Origin of the sequence: Xanthomonas hydrangeae, assembly GCF_032697525.1 — a bacterium.
GTDB lineage: Bacteria > Pseudomonadota > Gammaproteobacteria > Xanthomonadales > Xanthomonadaceae > Xanthomonas > Xanthomonas hydrangeae.
In genome coordinates this window covers 3,921,097-3,947,144 of record NZ_CP103836.1, presented here as the reverse complement: position 1 = coordinate 3,947,144, position 26,048 = coordinate 3,921,097, and the positions used below count along the sequence as shown (strand labels likewise).

The 26,048-nt window shown below is 55.8% G+C and carries 19 protein-coding genes and 2 pseudogenes; 7 read left to right on the top strand and 14 right to left on the bottom strand.

Annotated features, from left to right (window positions below; genetic code table 11):
• Positions 1-555 precede the first annotated feature (555 nt).
• The 4 genes and pseudogenes from NYR97_RS16850 to NYR97_RS16835 all read left to right on the top strand — a co-directional run bounded on the left by NYR97_RS16850 (position 556) and on the right by NYR97_RS16835 (position 6,427).
• The gene (locus NYR97_RS16850; protein WP_316698486.1) at positions 556-1,407 is read left to right on the top strand and encodes a hypothetical protein; all 852 of its coding nucleotides are present in this window, start codon (positions 556-558) and stop codon (positions 1,405-1,407) included.
• A 592-nt stretch (positions 1,408-1,999) separates the two neighbouring features.
• Positions 2,000-4,093 (top strand): type III secretion system effector XopAA, encoded by a 2,094-nt coding sequence (gene xopAA / locus NYR97_RS16845; protein WP_316694795.1) that lies wholly within the window; start codon positions 2,000-2,002, stop codon positions 4,091-4,093.
• A 257-nt stretch (positions 4,094-4,350) separates the two neighbouring features.
• Positions 4,351-5,241 (top strand): type III secretion system effector XopAI, encoded by an 891-nt coding sequence (gene xopAI / locus NYR97_RS16840; RefSeq protein WP_316698313.1) that lies wholly within the window; start codon positions 4,351-4,353, stop codon positions 5,239-5,241.
• Between the two features lie 41 nt (positions 5,242-5,282).
• Positions 5,283-6,427 (top strand): annotated as a pseudogene (locus tag NYR97_RS16835) (IS3 family transposase).
• 341 nt (positions 6,428-6,768) lie between these two features.
• Here NYR97_RS16835 and NYR97_RS16830 read toward each other — a convergent pair.
• The 3 genes from NYR97_RS16830 to NYR97_RS16820 all read right to left on the bottom strand — a co-directional run bounded on the left by NYR97_RS16830 (position 6,769) and on the right by NYR97_RS16820 (position 8,946).
• Positions 6,769-7,188 (bottom strand): MobA/MobL family protein, encoded by a 420-nt coding sequence (locus tag NYR97_RS16830; protein WP_316694792.1) that lies wholly within the window; start codon positions 7,186-7,188, stop codon positions 6,769-6,771.
• Between the two features lie 104 nt (positions 7,189-7,292).
• A complete protein-coding gene (locus tag NYR97_RS16825) occupies positions 7,293-7,793 on the bottom strand; it encodes a hypothetical protein (RefSeq protein WP_316694789.1) in 501 nt (166 codons plus the stop codon).
• A gap of 28 nt (positions 7,794-7,821) precedes the next feature.
• Positions 7,822-8,946, bottom strand: coding sequence for a DUF4062 domain-containing protein (locus tag NYR97_RS16820; protein ID WP_316694787.1), 1,125 nt, complete (start codon positions 8,944-8,946; stop codon positions 7,822-7,824).
• Between the two features lie 778 nt (positions 8,947-9,724).
• Here NYR97_RS16820 and NYR97_RS16815 point away from each other — a divergent pair.
• Positions 9,725-10,876: a tyrosine-type recombinase/integrase gene (locus tag NYR97_RS16815; RefSeq protein ID WP_316698312.1), complete on the top strand. Its 1,152-nt coding sequence runs from the start codon at positions 9,725-9,727 to the stop codon at positions 10,874-10,876.
• A gap of 378 nt (positions 10,877-11,254) precedes the next feature.
• On the opposite strand, the gene NYR97_RS16810 is transcribed toward NYR97_RS16815, so the two are convergent.
• The 11 genes and pseudogenes from NYR97_RS16810 to NYR97_RS16760 all read right to left on the bottom strand — a co-directional run bounded on the left by NYR97_RS16810 (position 11,255) and on the right by NYR97_RS16760 (position 24,184).
• Positions 11,255-12,280 (bottom strand): ParA family protein, encoded by a 1,026-nt coding sequence (locus NYR97_RS16810; RefSeq protein WP_316694785.1) that lies wholly within the window; start codon positions 12,278-12,280, stop codon positions 11,255-11,257.
• A 61-nt stretch (positions 12,281-12,341) separates the two neighbouring features.
• Entirely contained in the window at positions 12,342-12,572 is a 231-nt protein-coding gene (locus NYR97_RS16805) for a hypothetical protein (protein WP_316694783.1), read from the bottom strand.
• Positions 12,573-12,782: 210 nt separating this feature from the next.
• Positions 12,783-13,739 (bottom strand): sce7725 family protein, encoded by a 957-nt coding sequence (locus tag NYR97_RS16800; protein ID WP_316694781.1) that lies wholly within the window; start codon positions 13,737-13,739, stop codon positions 12,783-12,785.
• A 44-nt stretch (positions 13,740-13,783) separates the two neighbouring features.
• Positions 13,784-14,647 (bottom strand): sce7726 family protein, encoded by an 864-nt coding sequence (locus NYR97_RS16795; protein ID WP_316694780.1) that lies wholly within the window; start codon positions 14,645-14,647, stop codon positions 13,784-13,786.
• Between the two features lie 820 nt (positions 14,648-15,467).
• Positions 15,468-16,535: an ankyrin repeat domain-containing protein gene (locus tag NYR97_RS16790; protein WP_316694779.1), complete on the bottom strand. Its 1,068-nt coding sequence runs from the start codon at positions 16,533-16,535 to the stop codon at positions 15,468-15,470.
• Between the two features lie 93 nt (positions 16,536-16,628).
• On the bottom strand, positions 16,629-16,862 hold the full coding sequence (locus NYR97_RS16785; RefSeq protein ID WP_005923902.1) for a hypothetical protein: 234 nt from the start codon (positions 16,860-16,862) through the stop codon (positions 16,629-16,631).
• Positions 16,863-16,965: 103 nt separating this feature from the next.
• Positions 16,966-17,685 (bottom strand): hypothetical protein, encoded by a 720-nt coding sequence (locus NYR97_RS16780; RefSeq protein ID WP_316694775.1) that lies wholly within the window; start codon positions 17,683-17,685, stop codon positions 16,966-16,968.
• A 15-nt stretch (positions 17,686-17,700) separates the two neighbouring features.
• Positions 17,701-18,186 carry a tetratricopeptide repeat protein gene (locus NYR97_RS16775; protein WP_316694774.1) on the bottom strand — a complete coding sequence of 162 codons (486 nt, stop codon included), beginning with the start codon at positions 18,184-18,186 and terminating at the stop codon, positions 17,701-17,703.
• Positions 18,179-22,867: an RHS repeat-associated core domain-containing protein gene (locus NYR97_RS16770; protein WP_316694772.1), complete on the bottom strand. Its 4,689-nt coding sequence runs from the start codon at positions 22,865-22,867 to the stop codon at positions 18,179-18,181. The genes NYR97_RS16775 and NYR97_RS16770 overlap by 8 nt, the downstream gene beginning before the upstream one ends.
• Before the next feature lie 213 nt (positions 22,868-23,080).
• Positions 23,081-23,560 carry a JAB domain-containing protein gene (locus NYR97_RS16765; RefSeq protein ID WP_316694771.1) on the bottom strand — a complete coding sequence of 160 codons (480 nt, stop codon included), beginning with the start codon at positions 23,558-23,560 and terminating at the stop codon, positions 23,081-23,083.
• Between the two features lie 409 nt (positions 23,561-23,969).
• Positions 23,970-24,184, bottom strand: a pseudogene (locus NYR97_RS16760) (hypothetical protein).
• Positions 24,185-24,810: 626 nt separating this feature from the next.
• Here NYR97_RS16760 and NYR97_RS16755 point away from each other — a divergent pair.
• Together NYR97_RS16755 and NYR97_RS16750 are read left to right on the top strand one after the other, a co-directional pair.
• Positions 24,811-25,437: a hypothetical protein gene (locus tag NYR97_RS16755; protein ID WP_316698310.1), complete on the top strand. Its 627-nt coding sequence runs from the start codon at positions 24,811-24,813 to the stop codon at positions 25,435-25,437.
• The gene (locus NYR97_RS16750) at positions 25,437-26,033 is read left to right on the top strand and encodes a hypothetical protein (protein ID WP_316694769.1); all 597 of its coding nucleotides are present in this window, start codon (positions 25,437-25,439) and stop codon (positions 26,031-26,033) included. Before NYR97_RS16755 ends, NYR97_RS16750 begins: the two co-directional genes overlap by 1 nt.
• Positions 26,034-26,048 lie beyond the last annotated feature (15 nt).

Here is a 26,048-nt window from a genome sequence, read left to right as displayed (position 1 = left end):
AACCGGACTTCTCGTAAGTGCCCGTGGAATCAGGGTTGAACCCCTCTGCTCCAAGACTTCGCACCGAAGCGCTCGATTACATCGAGATGTAATGCAAGCCGATCAAGGGTCGGCAGGGATCCGTATAAAAAAAGCAAAAAGTAAGCTGAATTTCTGTCAGAAAAGGATTATTTCAAGAATTGCTGCCGGCCCTCGGGAACAGCTGCGGCCACCGCACTCCGTTGGCGAACAGGAAAAGACCATCGCAGCAGTGCAACGCCAGGAGGCTTATGCTCAGCCTGTTGGTGAAGGTATGGGTCATCCTCCGCGTCAATGCCTTCGTCGTCCCAGCCAGAACTTCGGTGAGGCGAAACGAGTCGGTGCGCTCCCCCGGCAAACTTGCTTCTACAGTCACTGCAGGAGATCGACATGGGTCTATGCAATTCAAAGCCGAGCGTGGCAGGGTCACCTGCGCGTTATACAACCCACACTACAGAGCAGGCCACGCCATCTGAGTCGCCGTCGCCATCGCGCAGGGACTCGTCTTCCTCCTCGACCAATGCACTGCGCGACGCTTTGCCTTCCCCGCCGCGTCGCGCGGCTTCTCCTGAACCGCAGGGCTCACCCAATTGGCAAGGGGCAGGATGGTTCGGCCATGAAGGTTTTAGCGGTTGGTCAGAATGCCAGGGCAACTTGCATGACTCAGCCCATGAGTGGCAGGGCGTATCGACCGGCGAGTATCCGATCGCTCCTGCCGATATGTGGGCTCCTCCCGCCTGGAACCCTTATCCCACTGGCACAGCTTCTTCGCACCATCAAGCACTCCAAGAGCGGGCGCAAGAGTGGGCGCACCTCACCACCACTACCTTGCAACACGATGGGAAGGACCCGCGACTCGAGCAGGCTATCAAGGATCTTTTCCTGATATTCGCGGATTCCCCAACGTTCCGGCAGACCATGGAGACCGTCCAGAAGGAAGGCAAGGTAGGAATTCGCGTTGATCCCGAAGTGTCCACAGCGTATTTCCATAGGCAACAGCGGGTAGTGGTGCTGGGAGAGATGATGGCGCGCGACCCCACCATTGCAATGGGCGTTCTTGCCTTTGAATTGAGCAATGCTTCGCTAGACCGCGCATTCGAAGAATGCGAGCGCAATGCAGCCATCGCCCAGCTTTCCCCCCGCGAATTCGCGGAAAGCTTTGAAAGGGTTGAATACAACTCAACTCGCAACGTTCAGGCTTATTATATGGAAGCGCGCGAAACGCTACGTCGGGTTGGTCTCGACAAACCCAACGCATGGCATTGCATGGTTACAGCCCAGGGGCATATCGAGCCTAGTACCCGGTCGGAGGACGATGCAGTGGCAAATTCATTGGCTACTGGTCATTTTGGTCGGTATGAGCAAGAGTACGCGAAAGGAAATATGTGATCGCTGCATCTGCCATGCTAGGCCAGCATGCACGAGGGCATCTACATCCTCAATGACTGCGCGATGCTTTACTTCCCTCCGCGTCACGCCGCTTCTCCCGAACCGCAGGGCTCATCCAATCGGCAAGGGGCAGGACGGTCCGGCCATGAGGGTTTTGGCGGCTGGCAAGAATACCAGGGCGACTGTCATTGCTTGGTCCCTGATTGGCATGGCGCGCTGACTTGTGAGTCCCCGGCCGCTCCAGTCGATACGTGGTCGCCTCTAGCCGAGCGTGAGCAGATTCTTTTGTGTAACCGGATTTTGGTTACAGCGGAGGGATCCGCCCCTCGAACTGGATCGTAAAGCGGTTCAATGCGGCCTTCCAATCGCGGATCAGCTGCGGGCGCGTCGCGATCGTCCGCGCTCGACGCCCGCCGCGGCGGACACTTCCGCCATCCCGGAATGTTTGGCCCAATGCGCGCGTCCCGCCGTGTCGGCAGCCTCCGCCGAGGCCTGAGCGCAGACGCCGGCTTCAGGCTGAACCACCGCCGACACGCGACGCCGATTCGCACGCGAGCGCGCTCGACGCCTTCTTCCTCGCAAGGACTCCATCATGCAAATCAAAACCGCAAGCCTTGGCCCTAACGGGCATCCGCACGACCCGGTTGCGGGCGACGGATCGTCACCCGCCGACCGCAGCATCGATATCGAAGCGGGACACGGCAGCGGCACTCTGTGGCCCACGGACGGCACGCAAGCACGCGCGTGCCCGAGACCGGCTTCGGAAACCACGATTTGCCTCGCCGACCTGCTGTCGATCTCCAGCCAGCGGCCCTCGAGGCCCGAAGTCATACCGGCCATTGTGCAAGCCGGGGACGATGAAGGCGTCCCGGATTTGCTTCCGCAACCGGCCCGTTCCGGGGCGAGCCAGCCACGCCTGGCCAATCCCGGCGAAGCGAGGGACGTCGAGAGCGGGTTGCTCATGCGCGATTGCTTGTCGCGGATCGCCGCCTTCCTGGGCAACCTGTCGGTCGTCCAGGAGCTTCGGCAGTTCGATGACAGCGAGTTCGTGGGCAAGCTGCGTAACGAACTGGTCACCGAGCCCGGATGTCGAGAGCCGAAGACGCTGCTGGCTGCCATGGGCGAGAAGGTCGATGAACTGCGGTCGCACCTGGACAAGCAGGCGTCGACGCCAGAGGAGGCGGAGTTCCTGGCCGAGGCACGGCGCTATCTCGAGCCGGTCATGACCAGCTTCGAGACCGACATCCACACCTTGCAGCACGACGCGAGTGCTGCGAAGCGGATATATCAGGGAGCGCTGACGCTTCTGCTCTACCCCTTGCCGCTCGCCACACTGTTCACCCAGAAGACTGGCACCTACGCTGCGTTCAACATTGCTTCCTACACCTACACGGCGATACAGCTGGTCTCGCTTATGCGACGCCCGACAACGGACGCCAAGCTGTTCATGAAGCACGCCATCAACCGGCACAGCCTCGTCTTCTTCATCTCGCTGATCTATGCCGTACCCACCTTCTACGCCAAGGCCGCGCCGCTGCAGCGCAACGCCGGCTTCGTCGCCGGCGCGGCGGTGGCGCAAGGGGCGATGATGTTCGGCCTGCGGCTGGGGCAGGACCTGATGGACTCGATGCGGCTGCGCTTCAACGGCGCTTTCAACCGCAGGCGTGATCTTCCCGACGGCTTCAGGGACGCCATTGAGGGAGTCGTGGGCGATCTGCGCGCGGGTCTGAGCAACGTCAACCGCTCCGTCGGCGAATTCCAGCAGGACCGGCGGATCACGCCGCACATGGATCGGCAGCTCACCTTCTTCAAGCAGGACCTGTCCAGAATCGTGACGGGCCTTGAGCGGCTCGTAGCGACCGGGACGCGGCAGAGAGCCGAGAGCCCGGTCGCCGCAAGCGATGACCCACCAGGCCCCCTGGAGGCGGTGCGCCAGACCCTGGACGCATCGTTCGCAAACAACCCCGACCTGAAGGGAAAGCTTGCGCTGGCGACCGTAGCCTTCGCCGTCCTCGGGTCAAACATCGCCCTGATGCGCAACAACGGGCTGGCCCTACCTGACTTCATCGCCGATGCGGTCGTCTCGTCGACGTTCCTGCTCCGTGAAGCGCTGAGCCCACATGTCACGCACGCGGGGATGAACGACAGCGTGAGCGACACGGTCGGCGGTATGACGATCGGCCTGCCCTTCTCCGTAGCCGCTGTGATGAGCAGCTACATGGACGACCCCAAGGCCAACCCATCGGGCTTCATAGCCGGGACCGTCGGCTACACGGCGGCCTACCTGCTCTTCGGCCGGGTGGCTGGCGACGTCCTGTCCAAGGGACTCATGGCTACGAGCGGAGCGCTCGGCTGGGGCCAACGGCAGGCGATCCGACTCGGCCGGAGCGCGATGGCCTTGGGTTTCGAACTGGTCGCCGGGCACCGCTCGCCGGCTGCAGCGGATGTGCACGACGTAGCCGGGGTCGAGATGGCGGGTGTGCCGCATGAACCGCTGGTCTTCAGCCCCTCACAGCTGGCGTCCGCCGAACGCACCCTGGTCGGCACGCTTGAGCAGATCGGCGACGAGTGGTACGACGCGCGCGACGAATGGGAAGGCGAATCGGAGGGGACGGCGGGTAGGGACGACCCCTGGGTCGACGCACCGGCGGAGCTGCCCATGCAGCCGGCGCCTCAGTCGGAATAAGCAGCCCTGCACGCGTATGGGGCCGGGCGGGATTCCTGAGCGGGAGGGTCGGTAGGGATTCGTGTAAGAAACCTTTACTGACAGCGAGTTAGCTCACTTTTGGCTGTTTTTGTACACGAATCCCTGCCAAGCCTCTATAGAGGCTCGAGAATCCCGCGTGTCAATGCTTCGTCGTCCCAGCTATGACTTCGGTGAGCCAGCGCGAATCGGAGAGCTTCTCGCCAAACTTACTCCTACAGTCACTGCAGGAGATCAACATGGGTCTATGCGTTTCAAAGCCGAGCGTGGCAGGCTCACCTGAGCATTATGCAGCCCACGCCACAGAGCAGGCCGCGCCCTCTACGCCTTCATCTCCCGAGGCGTCCATGTCACCCAGCCTGTATGGCTTGGCGTCACTAGGGTCTCCCAGAGCGAGCTCGAGCCGTCGTCCATTAAGTCCACTGATGGAGTTGAACACCAGCGATCTGGTAAAACAAAAAAAGCGACTTTGGCAGCGGATCCAACACGATGGGCGGCAGTTCCGAACCACACCTGAAGAGCGGAAACAATTCAAGACTGCGCTTATAACTCTTCGGGGCGAAAAATCCCGCACACAGAGGCAACAGCAGTGGAATGGGATGATGCAAAGAATGGCACAGATGAAGAGGAACCACCCAGAACTCGAACACATGGCAACCGAAGATCTCGTGGCGCTGCACGCATGGACGACGGACGATTATGATGTAGTACAGGATGTTCTGGAGAAAGAAGCGACGCCCACTGCTCATGGCCTTGCATTTGCAAAATGTATCATTTCGGCACTGCACTCGCTTCCCGAAGAATATTCATATCAAGGGACTGTCTTCACCGGTGAAGATCAGTTCCCGGACTGGGTGTCGGAGCGATACCAAGAAGGAAGCATCACCACGGACCGCCGATTTTTCGCGACCTCAGAAACCAAGAATGCATCCTGGCAAGGAATGGCAGTCGAGTGGGAAAGCAATTCAACAACTGGAAAACGCATCTCCATGTTTTCAGAGCGCCCGAATGAGCAGGAAGTTCTCTTCCCTCCTGGCACCTGCTTTCAGGTAACACGAATTGAGGAGAACGAGACTCATCCCCGCCTGAAGATTTATCAAAGCCAGATTGATACGCCCAGGGTTTCCTAGACATCTCAAGGCCATGGAAAATGGTCGATTCGGAGGTGTCTATGAGCAGCAAGCGGTATACGGATGAGTTCAAGATCGAGGCGGTCCGGCAAGTGACTGATCGTGGGTTCAAGGTGGCAGAAGTCGCCGAGCGGCTGGGTGTCACCACGCACAGCCTCTACGCCTGGCTGCGCAAGTTCGGCAAGCCTGGCGTGGTGCAGCGCGCCGAGGTGGACCAGAGCGCCGAGGTTCGGCGGCTGAAGGCAGAGTTGCGTCGAGTGACCGAGGAGCGCGACATCCTAAAAAAGGCCGCCGCGTACTTTGCCAAGGGGTAAAGGCAAAGTACGCCTTCATGCAAGCCCACTGCGGGGAATTCAGGGTGTGTGTGATGTGCCGGGTGTTGCGGGTCAACCGGGCGGGTTATTACGCCTGGTGACGCTCGCCCGACAGTGAGCGCGCCAAGGAAGATGATCGCTTGCTTGGACTAATCAAGCACCACTGGCTGGCCAGCGGCAGTGTCTATGGGCATCGCAAGATCACCACGGATCTGCGCGATCTAGGTGAGCGTTGTAGTCGCCATCGGGTGCATCGGCTGATGCGCACCGAGGGACTGCGTGCCCAGGTGGGCTATGGTCGCAAACCGCGCTTCCATGGAGGGATGCAGTGCAAGGCGGCGGCCAACCTGCTTGACCGACAGTTCGACGTGACGGAGCCGGGCACGGCCTGGGCGAGCGATTTCACCTTCATCCGCACGCATGAAAGCTGGATGTATTTGGCTGTTGTGATCGATCTGTTTTCCAGGCAGGTCGTCGGCTGGGCGATGCGCGATCGGGCCGATACCGAGTTGGTCGTGCAGGCCTTGTTGTCTGCGGTGTGGCGGCGCAAACCCAACGCTGGTTGCTTGGTTCACTCGGACCAAGGGTCTGTCTACACCAGCGATGACTGGCGCAGTTTCCTGGCGTCCCATGGCTTGGTGTGCAGCAAGAGTCGGCGTGGCAACTGCCACGACAACGCACCCGTGGAGAGCTTCTTCGGCCTGCTCAAACGCGAGCGGATCAGGCGGCGGATCTATCCCACCAAGGACGCCGCTCGCGCCGAGGTATTCGACGACATCGAGATGTTCTACAACCCCAACCGCCGCCACGGTTCAACTGGCGATCTGTCCCCTGTAGAGTTTGAACGGCGCTACGCGCAACGAGGGTCTTGAGTGTCTACGGAACTCTGGGCGTATCAAGGGTCGGCAGCGATTCGCATAAAAACCTTTGCTGACAGCGGGTTAGCTCACTTTTGGCCGTTTTTTTACACCAATCCCTGCCGACCCTCTTCAAGCTCTCGGGGTCGCCGAACTGCTCCATCTTGCTAGCCTTACCAGCGTTCGCGTCGCGCCGCTTCTTGCGCTCTTCGCGAAGGGCCATACGTGATCGGCATCGCACTGATAAAGGCCATTGCTGTCCCCCCTGCAGGCGCTACAGCTGACCAGAAGTGCTGTGCGAGTTGCATCCTCTTTGCCTGGTTGCGCACACCTTTGCCAATTCACAACCGTCCAGCCTAAATGACGCCGCCGTCCAGTTTGACTGATAGCTTCGTCCAGTTGATTTGGTGCCAGCGTCCACTTGCTTGGCTGTATGTAATCAGGCGATGTGCGATATCGAGCACCAACTCCCAGCGCTTGGGGCCATCGAGTTCGTGCGGCAGCGCGATGGCGAAGTCGCGGCAGACGGTGCTGTTGCAGCGCCGCTCTGCAGCTTCTGCAACGGCCCAAAGTGCTTGCGGGTCATCGGCCCATGCCGGCGAGCCAGTTGGCGCCAGGCAACGCGATTGGATGATGCCTGCCCTACCCCGGTAGTCGTGGCGAGCACCTGATCGGGGATCGATGAGCAGATAGCCGCCGCGATAGGCGGCAGCTGCGATTGCAGAGTGCCCCTTCGATCGGCTGTAAGTTTTGATGCGGGTGTGATAGATGGCCATGTGTGTTTCCTGAGTCAGAGTTCATCAGTTCTGACTCAAGATTTCGCAGAGCTCAATAGCGTAAAACGCCTATTTTCGAGGGTTTTACTTTGCCTGTTATGGAATCAGGCCAAACTTCGATCGACCTCAAAAATCTGCCCCAAGCTCACGAAAGGCCCAGATGGATGGCAAAGCTCAGCACTCCATTTAGCAAATCGCCTCACTGCTCCACGAGGTGCCGCGCCCATGAACTGGCCCTTCATGCCAAAGGCAAACTTGTCGGCATCGCCCCATCGGTCCGGAATGCCACCGACCAGCACGACACCTGAGGGTGTCACCGACAGCGAGACCGTTTCCAAGGTTTGGTGTCCCGGCACGGCTCCCTGAGGCACGGCCGGGAACCAAGCAAACGGCTCAGCCAGCGTCAGGCAAGGCGGCATACCTTGGACCACCTTGAAGACCGTCCCGACACGATCTCCTTGCAGCATCACGAAACAGGAGGTGGGATCACTAGGATCCGCTTGGTTATCGACGAGCAGAGCCCACACTTCCCGAAACAGAAAAATGCTCCCAGGTGAAAGATCCTGCGGGATCCGCTCTGCAAATGCCTCTGCGGGAAAAGTCATCGTGCACCTCGACTTTGAACTGATGAGATCAGCTATTCCAACGACGACGCAGGAGCACAACCAAGTCTTCGACCATGCGCTGCGCATCCATGGATAGCGATTGCCTGACTCGATGGGCTGGTGAAAGGAGCACGGGGGCTTGGTGCTCACCTTGCCGGTAAGGCACCTGCATGTTGTTGGGACCGGCCTCGTGCTCGGCGCGGGTCATCCAAGCACCAGCATGTTCTCCCAACAATCGCACCGCAGGAACGACATGGCTAAGCCGTTCGGTTGGATCAATATGAGCCAGGAGCCAGGCGGCGTAACTGATCGCAGCTTCCAGCTTCCCGGCGATATCTTCTTCTACGACGACCGATAGCCCCATACCGCGCTCTGGCGGCGGAACAGGCAAGCTGATCAGCAGATCCCCGTTGGGCCAAAGTCGGATCGACGCGCCGTCACTACGCTGCGCTTCCTGGACCAACGCGACCGCCTCACCGTTCAAGCCCGCCTTCATCCCCAGGCTCCGATCAAAAACGGCTGGGGTTCCAAAGAGTGCGTGCTGTTGCATGGCATCAAGGAGGGGCTGGGCTTCAATCTCGGCAGGACGAAGCACCGTTGTGTCGGGTCCAGCCGCAACGGCAAGCTGCAAGACCGTGCCGCTTTGGTGATAGCCGCGCTCAATTCGAGGGAAGAGCGTCAGTGCACGGTCGCGCAGTCCTGCTGGATCAAGGGGCGCCACGGCTCGCGTTAGCTCAAACCGGTGAATCCCGCGCGTGACCTTTTGACCCAGATCACTTGCGGAGGAAAAGTCATCCCATAGCTGCCCACCTTGCCATTTGCCGATTTCTTCAATCAGCGCCACCTGATCCTGTTCCGCCTCAACGCCGGACTGCACGAACATCAGAAGTGGCTTGCGGTTCCGGGCCTCATGCACCTCTTCGTGGGTTGCCGAGACGCCTCCTGCCTGCTTGGCGCCATAGCGAGGCCCAAGGACGAGGATGACAAGGTCTGCCTCGCGCACACCGTTGAGGCATGCGAGCTGAGGAGAGCTTGCCCGCGCTCCGAAGTCCTCCGCCATGATGGCTTGATGACCGAGAAGCTCGATAGCGTGCTTAACTTCCGCCCGCTCGGCTTCCATTCCGGTGATAAGCGAACTGATGAATATTTTCATAATATTGACCATTTCGAACTGTGGAATGACGCTAACCCTCGCGCGGCGAAAATCAGGTGATTGTCATCTTGGAAGGTGGGCCACTTGCTCTTCCGTTGTTGCTAGTCCCCGGGCCCATTTCAGACCACTTATGTCTCAAATGCTCAGACTTCCTTTCAAAAATTTGCAAAAGCCCAAACGCCACAAGTCAGATTGCCTAACTGTCTCTTAAGAGTATGTAGATTAGGAAAAGCTACGCAATTTATCTGGCGTTCATTTTATTTGTGTGAGATATCTCTCGCTTTTTCACGACTTATGACTTTTAAACACTACAAGCGCATTGATGGTTTCAAACCCATTTATACTACTGCAATCATTGCCCCATATAGCTTGTTGATAAAATCTTTTATGAAAGCCGAACTGAAAATATAGCTGTTTGAATGGCGATTAATGAGATCGCCTTAGGCAATCATCGGCACGAAATTTCTGTCCTATTTTATCATTGACAGAAAATCCCCTCCCCTTATCAAACGTCTACCTCCTCAACATTGGATCGTAGATGCACTTTAAACACTCTCAACTTCATCAATATTTGCAGCACCCCAAAGGTCAGTTATTTATCCGAAGCATTCGCATCGGCAAAGTCGAATTCACTGACATGGTCGTTCAAGACCGTGCTGGCGCGCTTCACCTCCAGGACCTGGTCCAAGCGACCTACGACCATCATGAAAAGCTGCGACGACTTCGCCGATCCGGAACTCGCTACCCGGAACCTTTACCCCTTTCCACCCCGGCACGACTGCTCTCTGAAGAGGTCGATGACTTCCTCAAAGACAAGGAGCGCCAGAATCTTCGCACCACTACGATTGATGCTTATCGCCGCACGCTTGCCATCTTGCACCGGGTGAGCGGCAACACCTCTGTTGCTCGGATCGAGCACACGCATATCTACCAAATGTGGGATCTGCTGCGATGGGCGCCCGAAGACTTCATGACCAACCCCAAGCATCAGGGGTTGAGCGTCGATGCCTTGATCGCCAAGGGTCAACGTCAAGGACGGCCACAGCCGGCCAACGCAACACTCGAACTGCATCGGCGCTTCCTCGCGTCCTTCTTCAATACCCTGGTCAAGGCCCGTGCCATCCCGCACTCGCCCATGGATGCGTTCAAGCCCGCCAGAGAAGAACTACTGGCTGACCAGGACGAGCCCGAGCGGCTGCTCTCACCAGAAGAAATTCAGAAGATCTTCAACCCCGAGACCTTCCTGCCCTGGGCGAAGAAGTATCCGCACCGTTGGTGGTGCCCGCTCATTGCCCTTTTCACAGGCGCTCGAATCAATGAGATCGCCCAGCTCAAAGTGGCTGACATCGTGCAAGACCAAGGCGTGTGGTGCTTCTCGATCCAGAAGACGGTGGACGAGGACCTGGCGCAAAGCGCTGGCAAACGCACTCGGCAAAGCCTGAAAGGAAAGAGCGCCATCCGTAAGGTGCCGATCCACGCAAGCCTCATCCAGGCGGGCTTCCTCGACTTCCTTGCCGACATCAAAGCGTCCGGCCACCCGCGCCTCTTCCCGAACCTGTCGGCTGGCACCTGCCGCAAAACCGGTGAGCCAAACGGGCGCTACAGCCAAGGCTTCGTCAACCAGTTTGCGGCCTACTTGAAGGGCTTAGGCTTTGGCAAGGGAATCGGATCGCATGCGTTCCGTCACACGCTTGCAACCGAGCTGGACGCCAAGGGCGTGCGGGTTGAGCATATTGCGCTGATCACAGGTCACGCGCTCAACAAGAAGGCGCCCGTTCTGCAGGACAACTACGTGCACAAGTCGGCCGGCAACACCCGGAAGATCCAAGTAGAAGCGCTCGGCCACTATCAGCCGTCTGTGACGCTGCCGAGCTATGTGCGCGGGCAGTTCAAGGAGCGGTTGAGGAAGGGAGCGAGAATATATCCGTAACTCATCAACATTGATGGTTGGACTGGACAGCTAATGCACTCCACAGCCTAGGAACTCACTGCAGTAGCGTCTGCTACTTCAACAAATAAAAAGCCCTGCTTTGCAGGGCCTTTAGAGAACTGTAACTTTCTCTTTATTTTCTCATCCCACCAACGTATCGCCAAAAATGACTTGATCAAAAATCAGAGAGGAGAAGATCCTTTGATGAGATAGCTCAGGAACTCTGACTGAGGTTGCCGTGAATTGACCCACCTGTTACTAAAGATGTCACTTGCCGAACCGCGTCGTGCCCAGACATTGGATCTAAGCCGAGCACGTCTGGACGTAACAAATTCAGCCTACTCCGAGGTGGCCCATTCTCAGGAAAAGTTATTGCGCTTACATTAGTCCCACAAGCGTTTCAGCCATCGGCAAGTAGAGTTCACGTGTATCCCGTGCTTTTGACTGATGGGCGCCACGAAGACCGTCTCGCCCGGTGCAATCAAAAATCGGCTTCCGTGCCTCCTGCGAGTATGGGACAAGGCTATGCAAATTGGGTATCCCGCCCAAATCCCAGCCGTCATCTGCCCACTGCTGAACTTGGCCAAGTGGCTGCAATTTATCGACAATATTTTTCTGAATTGCAGCCTCAAGACGATTTCCAAAGGTAGCCCAGCCTCTCGTCATCCCTGCCTCATTTGATCGCATGTTATGCTGCTGTCGAACATAACCCAGGAAAACTGGGGAGCCACCAGGAAGCTCAATATCCTGAGACTTAGATGCAGCCTTTACCTGCTCCCATTCTCCTCGCCAAGAAACCAGCTTATTGCCTAAATTTTGAGTCCCTCTAATAGAAAATAAATCAGGCGCGACTGGCACAATGAAATAATCGCACGCAGTTAGAATGGTTCTATTAAGCGGACCGAGATTCGGACCCATATCGATAAATGTTATATCCGATCCAATTTTTTGCTCTGCTGCGTTGATATAGCGATGGATGGCTGTTTGCTTACGCATATCTGCCGGACTCCCACCTTTTGCCCTATTCCATGTATCCGCAAGAACATCTTCGTAATCGCTTAGCATTGGATCGCCTGGAACAAGCCAGATATTATTATAACCTTCACTTATTTGCGAGGGGCGGCGATCATAGATATCGCCGATACTCTCATGGACACGTTCAATATTCTTGAAAAGGCTATTTCCTTTTGGAGCCCATGACTGCTCAATACTTTCGTCAGCGAGGCAGTATGCAGACAAATTGCACTGTGGATCTGCATCCACCAGAAGAACGCGCTTTCCCAATCCAGCCAAGACGTGCGTCACATGATAGGTGTAGGTCGTTTTTCCTACGCCACCCTTATTATTAAAATCCCAATTCTCATTTAATATCACCCCCAAAAAGCAAGAAATTCCGAATTTCATGCAATATAATAATTGGAATCAAAATTTAAATTTATGCAACCGCATCAAAAGCTATAAATACCTAGTCGCATTTAATTTCATAAAGTGACGTTGTCCCGGCAACAAGATTCACCCGACATTTCTTGCCACACTTCCTCTCGATCTCGTCTAAAATCTCAGTTTTTTTTAGATCGAGCTGATAATCACCACCTGCGAGAGTAGAGCGATTGTTATATTCGCTCACCAGCTCACTCAATTTCTCCATTAGCTGGCCACAGCTAAGTTGCTTCAAGTCACCAAGAAATACGCTCATCTTTTAGATCTCCTTACCCGTTACAAAATTTGTAATACCATGAACGCTCGCAACTTACGCAACCACTTAATAATAAACACACCTTATCTCGTAGAATTTATATTACCGCAAACCAGCAAAGCAATTCGATACAAGATCAATTACAGAAGCTGAATGCCCATGCCGTTATTGCGCTCAAGACTTTCACCTTATTCATCAACAGGAGTTGCACTATAAGCGCCCCTGTAAGACATCCATCATCAGACACATATGATGGATAATTTGTAGTTTCTTACTACCAGCGAGCTGAGGAAAAAGCGATTCTTGAACTAGTCGTTCAAACTCACTCAACGCAGGATTTGAACCGAATTCATTCGGCCGCCGACGCACCTGATTCACAAGCTTCCTAGCCGCCTGCAAGAACTTCACCGCCGTGTCAACTTGAAGCTGGATCTGATCATCCGACACGAAGTGTTCAATACGAACATGCTGACTTGCCAGGTCCTTGTAAGCGGCATGAATAGTAACTGCCCCAGGCGGTCCACCTCCATCTTGAAATGCCCTACCCAAGCAGAGGTAGTCGCCAATCCCGGCAGCGCGTCCTCGTAAGAATGTATGGCGATCGGTAAAAAAGTCTGCTCCTTGATAGTCAGCATTCCGCACCTGACTGATAAAGCAATCTTTCATCCAGATGGTGCGTGGTGCTGGTAGCGCCGCTATCGTTTGAGAACCGACATGATCGGTGAATACCAAGAACCAACGAACGTGGGCTTGCCTGCTGAGCCACGGGGCATCGCCAAGTGACAAATGGTCATCGCTGACTACCACCGCTAAATCTCGATCAGGAAAGCGCGTCAAGAATGCTTCAAGACCAGATCGTGTGACCCGCGCATCGGCTAGGAAGGTCGGCACTATTGCTGGTGCCTCATTGAGTTTGTTCCAGATCTGGTTCTGCCAAGCCGACAGCGCATCCTCGTCCCGAAGCTGATGCCTGTACGGATTGACGATGACACCAATACTTTGACCAGCTTCTTGGCAGAGACTGATGCACCTTGCGAGGTCGTTGACTTGGGCGATGACCGGCTCCACAACAGGAAGCCACTGCGTCATATCTCGATCAGCATGGCCAAGCAACGCGCGAATGGCCAATAGCTCAGATCGGCGGCCATACATATACGGAACATACATCCTTATCCCCAAGCAGCGCCCCCTGCGCCGGTTCTCGACCCATCCTAATTCAGATCATGAAGTGCATTCAAGACACGCCTTTGTTGAGCGGTAGACAGAGGTGTGGCATAGCCGAGAACCCGGCAACTGCGGGGCAATTCGCGCACAAACTTTGCCATCGACTCCGTGGTAGTGCGTCCCCGCATGGCCGCAACGAACACGCGATGCGCCTCCTCGATCGACAACATTTCCCACAAACAGCGATAGTGCTCGTAGCGAAGCCCATTCGGGACTTCTGGCTGCGCACCAAATCGCTGCTGCAAAGCCAGGCAATACTCCTGACTGCGAAGCATGCCAAATAGCGATACTTTATCTAGACCGGCGCCGGAGCTACTGGGCGGCCTAATTTCCCGCAATGCCCCGTTCGATTGAAGCGTAAGAATGCCCACTTGCTCATCTAGCACGCGCAAATAGCTTGGACTGATCGATGGGTGCGTCACCAAATAGACGCGCTCGAACACCTTCAAGTAGTCTGGAGTCTGCGTTGACAATCGACGATGGCTATCGAACTCTGTCTTGATCTCGTAGGCCGTTGATGTCCCATTAAAAATAGCTAAATCGACAATCGAACGCCCCACCGGAAGTTCGACATGCAGACTTGCAGTTCGGGGACTATGCCTCCCAAACACGATGCGATCCGCGATGGTCGCTTTGTAGAAATATTCGCAACGATAGTTCCGTCGAAGCCCTTCCAAGACCTGGTCTAGCAGCTCAGCGACCGTTTGACCCGAGTCAGCCGGCAGCCCGGCGTCAGCCAGGATCTTGCGAATGAATCGACCGTCGCCTGTTCGTCCAGCCTGCGTTAGCACAGGGCGGGTCAAAGCTTGCGCCGCTTTGCGCCACGAAATTATGTTGTCCTGCGCCGACATCGCGCGGTGCCTAAGGGAACTGATACGCAAGTGTTCCACAAGCTGGGCTTGGACACCAACTGCTCAGTGGTCCCCCTTCACAAAGTCCCGCCAGCGCTTTGCCGGATGCCACCCCGCCCGCTGGGACTCTTTGCTTAGCCTGAGCACATTTAGCATCACCATCTTAACCGTCTGTTTCCACCCCTCCTATCAAGAGTCAAGACCAGGGGCGACGAGTCATCAAATGCGCAACTGAAATTGACGAAAAGCTTCTCCGTCAAGGGCGACTTAGAGGGCATTCCTGCTGCGGAAAGGCTACGTCCTCGACGCCGACTGCGCTGGCCAGATCAGCGATCACGCGTGCAGGGCGAGGAGCGACGACACTACAAGCACGCCGGGGAGGTGGTGGTAGCGTTTGCCGGCGGCGTTGAGTGGCGGGGGACCCGCCTCATCGACCAGCTACGTTCACACCCGCCCGAGGTCTACCGTAGATAGCGGCCAGACGCGCTCACTGAGCTGGACAATCTCCAGCGCCAGTTATACGCGCCCAAGCACGTCCGCAGCACCAGGCTCATCAGTGTGGCCGCCTGTGGCCAGGACGTCATGTCCGCGCGATGAAGGCCGACCCCGTGCAGCTCCAAGACCGGCACGGCGTTGAGCCATGCTCCCAGCATGATGGACCTGATGTAGCGAGGGGGCATCGTCATGCTAGACCCTCGTCATATCCGGATTTCTGGATTATTGACGGTCGCCCCATCCTCAAAAGCGAATCAAGGCACCAGACGGCTATCGCTCTTTGGGGCAAGTGGCAGGCCACGAAGTCTGATTCGACAACATCCGCTTACAAGCGCACGCTACGAGATGAGTTCATCACCACCGGCTCTGCCGCATCGCTCTGCGCCACCCTCTTGCGCTCGTTGGATTGAAGCTCTCTGCGCTGCTTGGCTGTATCAACTCTGGCAATCGCCTCATCAAGCTTCGCTTCAATCGCTTCGTCTGTGATCAGGTCCCGCACATGATCTAAGTTCACTCGGCGAACCAAGATTTCGGCCACCTCATCATGGCCATTTTCGAGTGCGACGTGCAAAGCCAATTCGGGATAGGCGGTCTTGTGCGCGAACTCTAAGATGGACTTGACGATACCTACATGCCCAGTTCGTGCCGCAGATTGCAGCGCCTCTTCGCCAAAGTCACGAGGTGCACGGTGGGTTGTCACAATCGCCCAAAGCAGAGTCCGCACCAACGTTGCATGCCCTTTGGCAGCAGCGACGTTAAGTCCTAATGCGTAGGTGTCCTCGGGATCAGGAAGACCAGCTTCGATCAAGAAGTCAACAACACCGGCATGGTTGTTCTCGGCCGCCGCTGCCAAGCCATGCAGCGCACATTGAATTTTGGATGAAAACGGCAACAGATGCTTGATCACCTCCAAATGCCCTTTTTTGCATGCGGCAATCAATGCTCGACTGCCCTGCGCCTTGGCATCTGAGAACAGGACCAATTGAAAGACCACATCCGCATGACCATGACGCGCTGCCTCATACAGCGCAAGTGAGTCGTGTTGCAGAGGGCTGCACTCTTTGAGCAGGCGTTTGACGCACTCCGTGTGCCCGTGCCTGGCAGCCAGCACCAATGCCTCGTCATCCTCTGCGTCGCAAAACGCCATGAGCTGCTCAACTGCCCGCACCGAACCCGCCTTGACAGCGACATCAAGCGGATAGACCGCAAATGACTTCGACAACAGTGGCACCAGTTGATCAACCAAGCTTTCTTTGCCGCTCTTGATCGCCACATCAATGGCGTAGCGTGCCGCAGCATCAATGTCACCCTGAGCCTGACAAAGCGACTGCACATACGTATCGCTTCCCTGCTTCACTGCTTGTCTAATATTTCTTCTAATTGATTGGTCCATTTCGTCTCCTTTCCATTCAACTTAAGGCCGAAACGTCTTTCGTCAAGATCGCAGCGTGACAGCATCAGTCGATTGGACAAGCCGAGAAGGGACTTACAGATCGTCGATGTCAGGAACATGGTCCTCGTAGTCACACGCAATGAGCGTGCCGGTTTCATCTTCGATGCGATGGATCTCGGGCGCGCTAAACCATTCTTCGAAATCGAAGTCACTGTTCGCAATCGTGTCGACATCGCATTGAGCAAGCGCCTCCTGCGGCGAGCTTGCTTCAACTGTCATGTAGTGGGCGACTTGGACAGTCGCATTGATCTCGATGGTGTATTTCATCTTTGCTCTCCGCGCTTGGCGACCCACCAAGCTTCGGAACGCAATCTATGCATCGCAGCTGCATCGCTACAGGACGAAATCGCCAGGATCGCTGAACAGCCATTCATCCGTCGCCGGCAACCCTGGCGACTAGATGCGCCAGACAGTCAATGGTCGTTAGGCGGCCGACCGCGCTAACGGGCTTGGTGTCTTCGTCTAACTCTTGGCGATCCAGCCATGCCATCTTGGATGCATGGACCGTCATCAGATGAGAGCGGTAGGCATTTCGCCAATGCTTTTCTTCGGCATTTGACCGCCAAGGAAGCGCCAAGGCTTGATCGATGGTCAGTGCCAAAATCGTTGCCCCTTGTTGGAATGCTTCTTCGATCACACTCATGTCGAGTCCCGTGATGCCTGCATGCGAGATCACGCTCTTGATCTTGCCAGCCGACGCGCGGATCACAATGAAGGGGATGCCCTTCCCCGTTCGACCGAAGTTGCCCGAAATCGGCTCTTGAATCTTCTCTCGGGCTTTGGTGACTTGGGCATACCACGTCAAAAGCTCCACCTTGGTAATGGATCTTGGCGTGCTTTTGCTGATCAGAAACGGATTGCCGTGCTCACGCTTGAACTGGTCGAATTGGCGTCTCGGGATGCCGAGGTAGAACTCCGCCATGGCTTGCGTGAAGCGCGTCGTGCCCGGGGATTGATCAAGCATTTTGCGTAGACTGGCGAAGTCTCTTGCATCGATGATGGCATTGCGCTCATCGCGCTTTGCGATGACTTCAAGCGCTGCGCGTAAAAATCCGTCTTCGAAACTTTCCGACTTGCTGATATTCGTCATAGTTACCTAGGCCAGCTAATCACGCTGTTTTTCAAGATCAGCGAGCACTTCCGCTGCTGTTGGGTCTCCCACATTTGCGACCTCACGTATGAGAGCTAAACCTGCAGGACGATCGATAGTTACACCAGCGCCGTTAAAAAGAGCAATTCCATAATGCAGTTTCGCTGACTGATGCCCCACTTTTGCAGCCGCCTCATACCAGCGCGCCGCTTCGCTCTCAGACTGATCGACCAAATCACCAGTAGCGTAGCAAACAGCAAGCGCATACATTGCCGGCGCAAACCCCAATTCTGCAGCCCTACGAAGAAGCTTAAAGCTTCTCGCCTCAAAATCACTGTCACTCTCTTCAGCAGAAGCACTGAATGTAGATGATAGAAACAGCGCCTCCGGATCCTCTTGGGTTACAAGAGGAGCGATATCATTGGAAGCAACGCCATAGTCGCCCACCTCAATATTTTTCTTAGCCGCTACAAGGCGCTGCAACCTTTCTTTATTATCCATGAGGAATGATCCTGTCACCTTTCGGACCTGTGCATCGGCATTGTATGTGATGAGTCGACTTTGCTCCAAGATTGTCTTTTGCATTCTTTTCAGCCATTCGCTTAGCCTCGGATAGCGTGGGTGCCCGCCCATATCCAAATGCAAATTCCTGGTCATCAATTGAACAATTATCGGAACTCCTTCCGTCCCGGTTGGCACGACAAATACAGCTAAAGCTCCCTCGAACCCTATCTGGATAAGGAACGGCAGTCGCTTTCGAGGCGGACCTATCACCGGATTCTGCTGATCCATCAAAGGGCACCGAATTCTGTGGGTGGGTCAGGTCATAAAGATCAGTGCCTGGGCTGCTGCTTCCTCCCGAAAGATACTCATAGCCAGCATTGAAGCCCGCACCAATGGCTGCACCGCCGAGCGCTGCCCACACGAGTGGATGGGGAGGCGGAAGCCCGGGCAGCGGAATTGGCATGGGCACTGCAATTTGCCCGGATGGGTCCGTCATCTGAACTGGTGACGATCCAACATAGGCATATGAGTTCATTCCCCCAGCAAGACCAATAGGGTCGCTCTGTGCATAACGCCCAGTGGCAGCGTCATAGTCACGGAAGTAGTTCTGATTTAGCCCACTGGCTGCATCGTAGCGTTGCCCTGGGAAGCGCATATCAAAGACGAATGCTGCACCATCGCCATCCGGGTCTTGATTGGGCGCGGTGTTACCGAATGCTTCGCCTTTCAGACTCCAATTCCAAACCGCCACATCGCGCACCGGGTCGATCACAACACGCGGGCTTCCCAAGTGATCGGGCTCGATGTAATGCAACTTCGTCGTATCAGTCAGAAGACCAACCGGCAAGTCGTCCAACCAAATTGCCTGCTGCCTTGCAACGCCGTTGGTATCGTAATCGCCTAGCCAATGGCCTGATTCATCGTATAGCGTATAGGTGTTGTTAGCTCCCAAGAACCGGCGCACCTGCTCGCCCCGACCGTTGTAGCGATAGTTCATCGTCACCGCGCCAGCGCGGCGGGCCTGGGTCATGCGACCCGAGGTGTCATAGGTGTATTGCCTGGCAGTGCCGCCGATGGCAGTAGCATTACCTGCGGCATCGTAAGTGCGTGCGACGCCTGCCACTGCACTCAAGCGATGGCTCGTCGTCGGATAAATATAGGCCTGGGTAGCCGTGCCTACCTTTGCGGTCAGTCGGTTGCCGGTGGCATCGTAGGTATAGCCGTCGATCAGCGTCCCAGTGCCGCCATCTTTAAGGGCAGTTAGACGGCCCAGCGCGTCATAGCCCAAGCCGATCTCTGGCGTTGCGTTCCCAGCCGGTGTCAGCGCGGTGAGATTGCCCGCTGGATCGAAGCCGAAGCCTACTTCTAGTCCGCCAGGGCGAGTGTCCTGAATCGATTGCGGGTGGTAGTCAAGATCGTAGCGGCGTTCAAGCATGCGGCCATTGCCGTAGGTCCAGTTTGCCGCTGGCCCAAAAGGATAGTAGCTCGCATTGCTTAGCAGCACTTGGCGGCTTCCGCCAAGTGGGGTGACACCAAGCTCGATGGTCAAACCTCGTGCATTGCGAACATAGTCAACCACCGTGGCATCTGGGTAGGTCATGCGTCGCAGTTGCCCACCGATGGTGTAGTCGTAACGCAACACCAAGGATTTGCCATTACTGGTTTGCACCTTCCGCACCAAGTCACCGAAGCGGTTGTAGCAGTATTGGGTGATCGCACCGCAATCTTGCATCTTGGACAAGCGCCCAATGCCAAACGTCTCACCGCTCGCGCAAACGGGCTGTATTGCGTCGTAGGTGTAAGTGACGTTGAGGCTGCTGGTTGGATAGCTGATTTTGGTGATGCGATTAAGCGCATCGTAACTGTATGCACTGGTGTTGCCTCGCGCATCGGTCCGAGTAGCCCGGTTGCCTGCGCTATCGTAGGTATAGGCAGTCACCCCAGTGTCTGGACTGGTGAGCTTCACCAAACCGCCGAAGCCGTTGTATTCGTATTTGGTGTCCAAGCCCTTGGGGTCAGTAACCTTAGTCAGGTTGTCTAAGGCATCATGCTCAAACTTGGTTTCTGCCTTGATACCAGCGATGTCTTGCAATGTGCGAGACAAGCGGTTGAGGGGATCAAAGTTGTTCTGAGTAGCGACACCCAGCGCATCAATCACCGCATTGGCGTTACCGCCTGCGTCATACCCCAAATCCGTCGGATCACCCGCCGCCGTCGCTTGCGTTTTCAGCTGACTCAACTCGTTGTAGATCCGCGAGAGCGTCCGCTTGAGCGCACCTGACGCATCCTTCGTGTCTTCCTTGATCCGCTTTCCGACGTTGTCCAGGGTGTAGTGGACTGTATTGCCCGCGCTGTCTGTGATGTCCGTCAGTCGATGTGCCGCATCGTAAGTGAATGAAGTGAACCCACCATCCGGCTGAGTGACTTGCTTTGCCAGCCCAGTGGGCCAATAGTCGATGCGAGTGACGCGATCGTCGGCTTCGCTCGACGCATAAGTGCCGCGCATCTTGATGGCAGTAAGCCATCCACGCGGGCTGTAGGTGTAATCGGTGATGACGCCGTTGGCATCCTTGGTCGACAACGCGTGACCAGCACCGTCATAAGCAAGATATTCGGTGCCACGCCCAAGGCTATCGGTGATCTTCCACAGATCGCCCTTGCGGTAGGAGCAGACAGCAGGCACAAGTCCACAGCCAGGATCGTCGCTGAGGTAGTAGCTGTAATTTGTGCTGTCTGCGATATCTTTGCGTGGACCAATACTGGCCAGCAGCAAGCCAGCCAAAGGACATACGCCTGCCGCGACGTCCGCATCCTCGCAGTAGCGCTGTGTCGTGATCCGAGCAGCACCGCTAGCCGGATCGATTTGCGCCGTGGTCAGGGTCTGGCCTCTGGCGTTGTAGGTCCACTCTTGTCTCTGGACCACTCTGCCCTGTTCGGTCAGCGTGTAAGCAAGCGGCAGACCAGAGTTGGGATCAACCTCGTAACTTGAGGATCGCAACACGGCCCCGCTATCAGCTGAGCCCTCGGACTTCCTGACCAAGGTGCCATTAGAATCATAATCGTAGTCGTATAGATAACTACCCGCGCGCGAGACTTTGTCCAAGTTCCCTGCGCTGTCGTAGGAATAGATCTCTAGCTGCTGAACGCAGTTTGTGCAATCCGCCGCAAGAGTGGTGACTTTCTTCTGCCCATTGATAGAAGTGAAACCTCGTGTTTCGGAAGCGCCTGATGCTGTCTGGACGTGACTACCGCCACCGTCACCATAAGCAACAGAAAAGCGGTTTACGCCACCGGCGTGCTGGGTTGCAACGGCTCTCCCTTTCTGATCGTAGAAGTAGGTCGCAAATCTATCCCCATTCTCGTCGAATATTCCAGTCAGAGCGCCCGGAAGATCTGCGCCATCTGTGTAGTCTCGGGCGTTGTATTCATACCTCCGGGAACCGGCCGAACGCGTGACCGAACCCAAGAAAGAAGAGCCGTCGTAAGCATAGGCAGCACCGTTCCCAGCAGAATCCGAGATGCCAGCGATCATCCCACTGATGTCATACTGAAACGACAGCCACCTTCCCTCGTCATTCTTGACTTGAGAAATTCTTTTCCCAAGCTGCTCGGCCCCTGGTAAGGCATAGCTAATTCTTATGCGCTGCCCACCTCTTTGCAAAATCTCGGTCAAACGTCCAAATGCATCATACTTCTCAACCTCGACCTTCTTAGCCGAGTTGTATTCCCAACCAATCGTTGCTCCTGAAGAGTCAACGACTGCCGTCAGTGAGCTTGATATTCCAGCGTTTGGCACCCACTGGCTACCTGACAGCGAAAATACTTCAACTCCGCCAGTTGGTCGGTAAATCTCGACTTTTGAAACCCCATTGACAGTCTTCAACACCACGCTGCGGCTATACGTATGTGTCCAAAAAGCGCCCAAGTCGCTGTTTGCCGAACCTGCCCGATCACTGTTGTAATAACGCACAAATTTAGGCAGGCCAGCATCGTTCCAATCTGTCTCTACCTGGTATTTATTCCCGGTGCCGACATTAATGGGATTGCCGCAACTGAGGCTAGGCGACTGACAGGAAGGCGGTCCCTGGCTTAAAGCGGGCTCGTAATCAACCTCATCTTTTGCAAAATACGCAAGGTAAAAGCATCCATCTGGATTTGACCATTGAGAGCAATAGCCTACGACCTCCTTGCCTTCAATGTATTCTTTGAAATAGGCCCCTACCTGCGGTGTTCTTTGCTGATGATAATCCACCGCCCTTGCAGCTAGTGAGGCAGCCATAGCGCGAGTGCACTTTGTAGCAGGAAGACCGCATTTGTCTCCAGGATGCGGCGGAAAAGTCCTCGCTCTATAATAGGATAGCCAGTAGCAGCCATCACCATAATTTTTCCACCGAACACAAAGCGAAGCAAACTCATCACCGGGAGGGGCTGGAAGATCCAACAAATAGGGTTGAATACTAGGAGGATAAACAGCAGGATCGCTGAAAAATTTCAGCCAACCATCAGCAATAACACTTGCACGCGAAAATGAACAGTCATCAGCTCTACTGGTGCAGTCAGACTCTGGAAAGACTATTTGTGCCTGCACCTTGAAGGCAAAAAATATAATCAAAATGAGCAGCGATTTTATACCAGTGCATTTAACACTGAAGCGTAAGCGCTGCGAAGTAGATTCCATTCCGCCCTCAAATATTTTTAGTTTTGCAACAGCCTAATCTTGCGTAAGCTGCGACAGTTCATAGAACTGTACAGCTTAACACTCTGAATGCAGCGTCAGGAAGCGATGTCATTGCTCGCTAGGCACCCGGGCCACTGCAAGAATGGGGGCGAGGTAGCGCCCTTATTTGGGTATGCCAGCTATAAGACAGCGCTGTCAGCCTACACAAGGGGGCTATGCCCATCCCCTTGCTGCAAGGCTGGTGTGCTGGCGCCCGCCAATGATCAGGTGATCCAGCACCCGGATGTCGAGAAGTGCCAACGCTTGCGTCAAGCGATCGGTGATTTGCTGATCTGCATTGCTTTGCTCCGGATTGCCGCTCGGGTGATTGTGGAAAAGGATGACGGCAGCAGCGTTCAAATCCAGGGCGCGCTTGGCGACCACCCGAGGGTGCACCTCGCAGCCGTCAATGGTGCCGAAGAAGAGATGTTCGGTTGCCAGGATATGGTGCTTGGTGTCGAGGAAGACGACCCCGAAGACTTCGTGACTCAGATGTGCGTAGCGGGCGATGAGGTAATCGCCGGCTTGCTCAGGGCTGTGGATGCGGCCTTGCCGTTGAAGGCGTTGTTCCAGGATGGTGGCTGCTGCGAGCAAGATGCCCTCTTCGTCCATCTGGAGTTGGTATTGAGCCTTCAGGTCTTGAGTGCGCTTCATCGGTTCTTCTCCACCAGCGCGTTGTGCGCCTCGTGGGAACCGACAGGCGGAGCGTCTGGCCCTACCGCACCCGGGAGCGAGCACCGCGCAAGCGGCGCACAGCGAAGGGCCGCAACAAAGCGCCAGCGACGAGAAGGAGGCTTGTCCTTGCGGTCGGGACAGCGAAGCTAAGGTCCCTTTCAGAGGCCCAGCGCTGGTGGAGAAAACACCATGCATGCCCCACAAGGCTTTCTGGCGAAATGGCATTCGGATGTACGGGACCGATGAACATCAACAAGCTATGGCTGGGCTTCATAGCCTCAAAGATGGCGCTCTCGCTGACGTGCGCTTGCTTGCCTGATGCCTGCATCGCTGGGCACGAAAAGCACGCAGCCATCGGGATGGATGAGCCCTGGCAACAACCATGACCTCAGACGTGATCGTCCGTGTTTTCCAGCCCGCGCCAGGACAAATTCCATCGGCCCGACGGCAAACGAGCTGCGCGTCCTCGCTCATGTCTGCCCTGCTCTCGATGACGGCGGCCATGACTGCAAAAGCTCGCCCAAAGCGGCGGCGATCAGGACTCGATGCCCGCAACGCTGCGTCTAGTTGATTGAGCTGGATGCACAACTCGGCTCGGTCCAAGCTTCAAGTGGCAGCACCGCCTGAGACGCGTCGGCGCAGCCACTGATCGGATTTTTTGTGGGTGCTGGTATGACGCTGCGCGAGCGTTGCGTGGGGTGAGCGACGTTCGACCCCGCGTTCGTCAAAGTGGCATTACAACTGAACATTCCTCGCCCTAGGCCTAACCCTCACCGGGGTGTCAGAAATTTCTGAGATAGGGCCCTCAGGGAAAAAAGTTTCGGCATGCCAAGATCGGAAAAATTCAGAACGTTTTAAAAAAATTAGCCGTTAAGTGTGACCGAGCTCTACCTTTACAAATCACGACTGGATTAAAGGTTTGACGACAGGAAGTTACGGGGGTGACCCTGATAGAGCAGGGGACCGAAAAGGAGTTTTTGATGATTAAGACGATTGCGATGTTCGGCAGCCTAATGCTCGCAGGATTTATTGGACAAGCCACTGCAAATGACATCCACTTCTGTGATTCCTGCACGCAGGCCCAGCGAGGAGCTCTTGCAAATCAGCTGACGTCTGGTCTCGGCCAAGCCTACATCGGTGACCGCACGACTGGCGTTCCCTACCTCTACACGGTCAATACTGTAAACGGCCCCGTCTCTGTGGCCCCGCCCGGGATTCAAGAGCGACCCGTGGCACAGGCAGATGTCGACCAGTTCGCCATCTACTCATCCGTTTATCGGAGCTACGGAAACATCGGCACGCTCAACGTGAAGATCGACTTAGCTAATGGAACTGTCACACCCAGCTCAGTCAGGAAGATGGCTGCACCTGCAGCAGACCAATCAGCATTCGCTAGTGCATTTGACGTGCGTCGGGAAGGCGCAACGCGTCAACAGGTCATACAGTGGCTTGAAGCAAACGATTGGCAAGTGCCTAACACCGGCGAAAATTTCATCTTCTTCATCCAACAGGTTCTGTCCAACGCCTACAAGTGGAGGAGCTCGGAGGATTACAGCATTCGCATCGACACCACGTTCAACGATAAAAGCAGGGCGATTTTCGCCTACGATTCCGCCAAGCGAGCCATTGTTTACGTTGAAGCCTACGATTCCGCAGGCAATCTCATTGGGACTTCTAGCAACGAGCCTATCAACGTCGATTACAGTTCCTACGAGAGCCCGGACGCAGCATCTCGACCTGACTACCAGCGCGGGATAGACTGGCTTACGTCAAGCGGCGCAGCGACCATTTCTGGAGGCACAGTGAGCGTAGGTAGCGGAACCGTCCTTGTCGGCGATGTGGTCCAAGTCAAATAATGAGCATAGTCCGTATCAGGGAGCGCAGGCTTAGCCTGCGCTCCCGTGAAGCAGTTCTGCTCCTTGGCACGCTGGCTTGCTCGGCGCTTTTTCTGGTGACTCGAAACCAGGTTGGGTTGCTTGGCTACGCAGTAGCCCCAATTCTGCTGTTAGCATTTTTTGTGCTGCAAGCGGATTTAGCTTGGCGTGGACACAAAAAAGCAGGGGCGGCCTTCGCCATCGCTGCGGCGGCTTGGCTGACGTTTTCAGTCCTTGCCGCCTACGCTTTCTCTGGTCTCGGGCGAGCGCCGTTTTTCTTGGAAACTTGGCTTAAAGCGCTTCTCGGAGCAGGCTTCTTTGCCGCTCTCTTCTCTCTGTCTGTGCTGCTCGCCAGGAAGCAATCGGTGAACCTCTACTGGTATTTGGTCGGAAGCTTAGCGGTAGCAACAGCTGCGGCAGCAATTCACCCTGGTAACTCCGGGAAAATCGAAGTCCAATGCGAAAGAGGCAGCTGTGCTGCTGGCGCTATCGCCTTTTGGCCTGGCGCATCCCGAGCCTCGGATGGCAAGCGGCCTGTTTCCGTTGTCCTTCCCCAATCCGACAGCAAAGCGCGGTAGACCTTTGTCAAGCCA

Excerpts from the sequence above, each read along its gene's own strand:
- NYR97_RS16765 (WP_316694771.1), bottom strand. The coding sequence starts at position 23,560 with ATGAAGCGCACTCAAGACCTGAAGGCTCAATACCAACTCCAGATGGAC.
- NYR97_RS16790 (WP_316694779.1), bottom strand. The coding sequence starts at position 16,535 with ATGGACCAATCAATTAGAAGAAATATTAGACAAGCAGTGAAGCAGGGA.
- NYR97_RS16770 (WP_316694772.1), bottom strand. The coding sequence starts at position 22,867 with ATGGAATCTACTTCGCAGCGCTTACGCTTCAGTGTTAAATGCACTGGT.
- NYR97_RS16805 (WP_316694783.1), bottom strand. The coding sequence starts at position 12,572 with ATGAGCGTATTTCTTGGTGACTTGAAGCAACTTAGCTGTGGCCAGCTA.
- NYR97_RS16795 (WP_316694780.1), bottom strand. The coding sequence starts at position 14,647 with ATGTCGGCGCAGGACAACATAATTTCGTGGCGCAAAGCGGCGCAAGCT.
- NYR97_RS16820 (WP_316694787.1), bottom strand. The coding sequence starts at position 8,946 with ATGAAAATATTCATCAGTTCGCTTATCACCGGAATGGAAGCCGAGCGG.
- NYR97_RS16810 (WP_316694785.1), bottom strand. The coding sequence starts at position 12,280 with ATGAAATTCGGAATTTCTTGCTTTTTGGGGGTGATATTAAATGAGAAT.
- NYR97_RS16800 (WP_316694781.1), bottom strand. The coding sequence starts at position 13,739 with ATGTATGTTCCGTATATGTATGGCCGCCGATCTGAGCTATTGGCCATT.
- NYR97_RS16785 (WP_005923902.1), bottom strand. The coding sequence starts at position 16,862 with ATGAAATACACCATCGAGATCAATGCGACTGTCCAAGTCGCCCACTAC.
- NYR97_RS16825 (WP_316694789.1), bottom strand. The coding sequence starts at position 7,793 with ATGACTTTTCCCGCAGAGGCATTTGCAGAGCGGATCCCGCAGGATCTT.
- NYR97_RS16775 (WP_316694774.1), bottom strand. The coding sequence starts at position 18,186 with ATGGATAATAAAGAAAGGTTGCAGCGCCTTGTAGCGGCTAAGAAAAAT.
- NYR97_RS16780 (WP_316694775.1), bottom strand. The coding sequence starts at position 17,685 with ATGACGAATATCAGCAAGTCGGAAAGTTTCGAAGACGGATTTTTACGC.
- NYR97_RS16830 (WP_316694792.1), bottom strand. The coding sequence starts at position 7,188 with ATGGCCATCTATCACACCCGCATCAAAACTTACAGCCGATCGAAGGGG.
- xopAI (WP_316698313.1), top strand. The coding sequence starts at position 4,351 with ATGGGTCTATGCGTTTCAAAGCCGAGCGTGGCAGGCTCACCTGAGCAT.
- NYR97_RS16750 (WP_316694769.1), top strand. The coding sequence starts at position 25,437 with ATGAGCATAGTCCGTATCAGGGAGCGCAGGCTTAGCCTGCGCTCCCGT.
- xopAA (WP_316694795.1), top strand. The coding sequence starts at position 2,000 with ATGCAAATCAAAACCGCAAGCCTTGGCCCTAACGGGCATCCGCACGAC.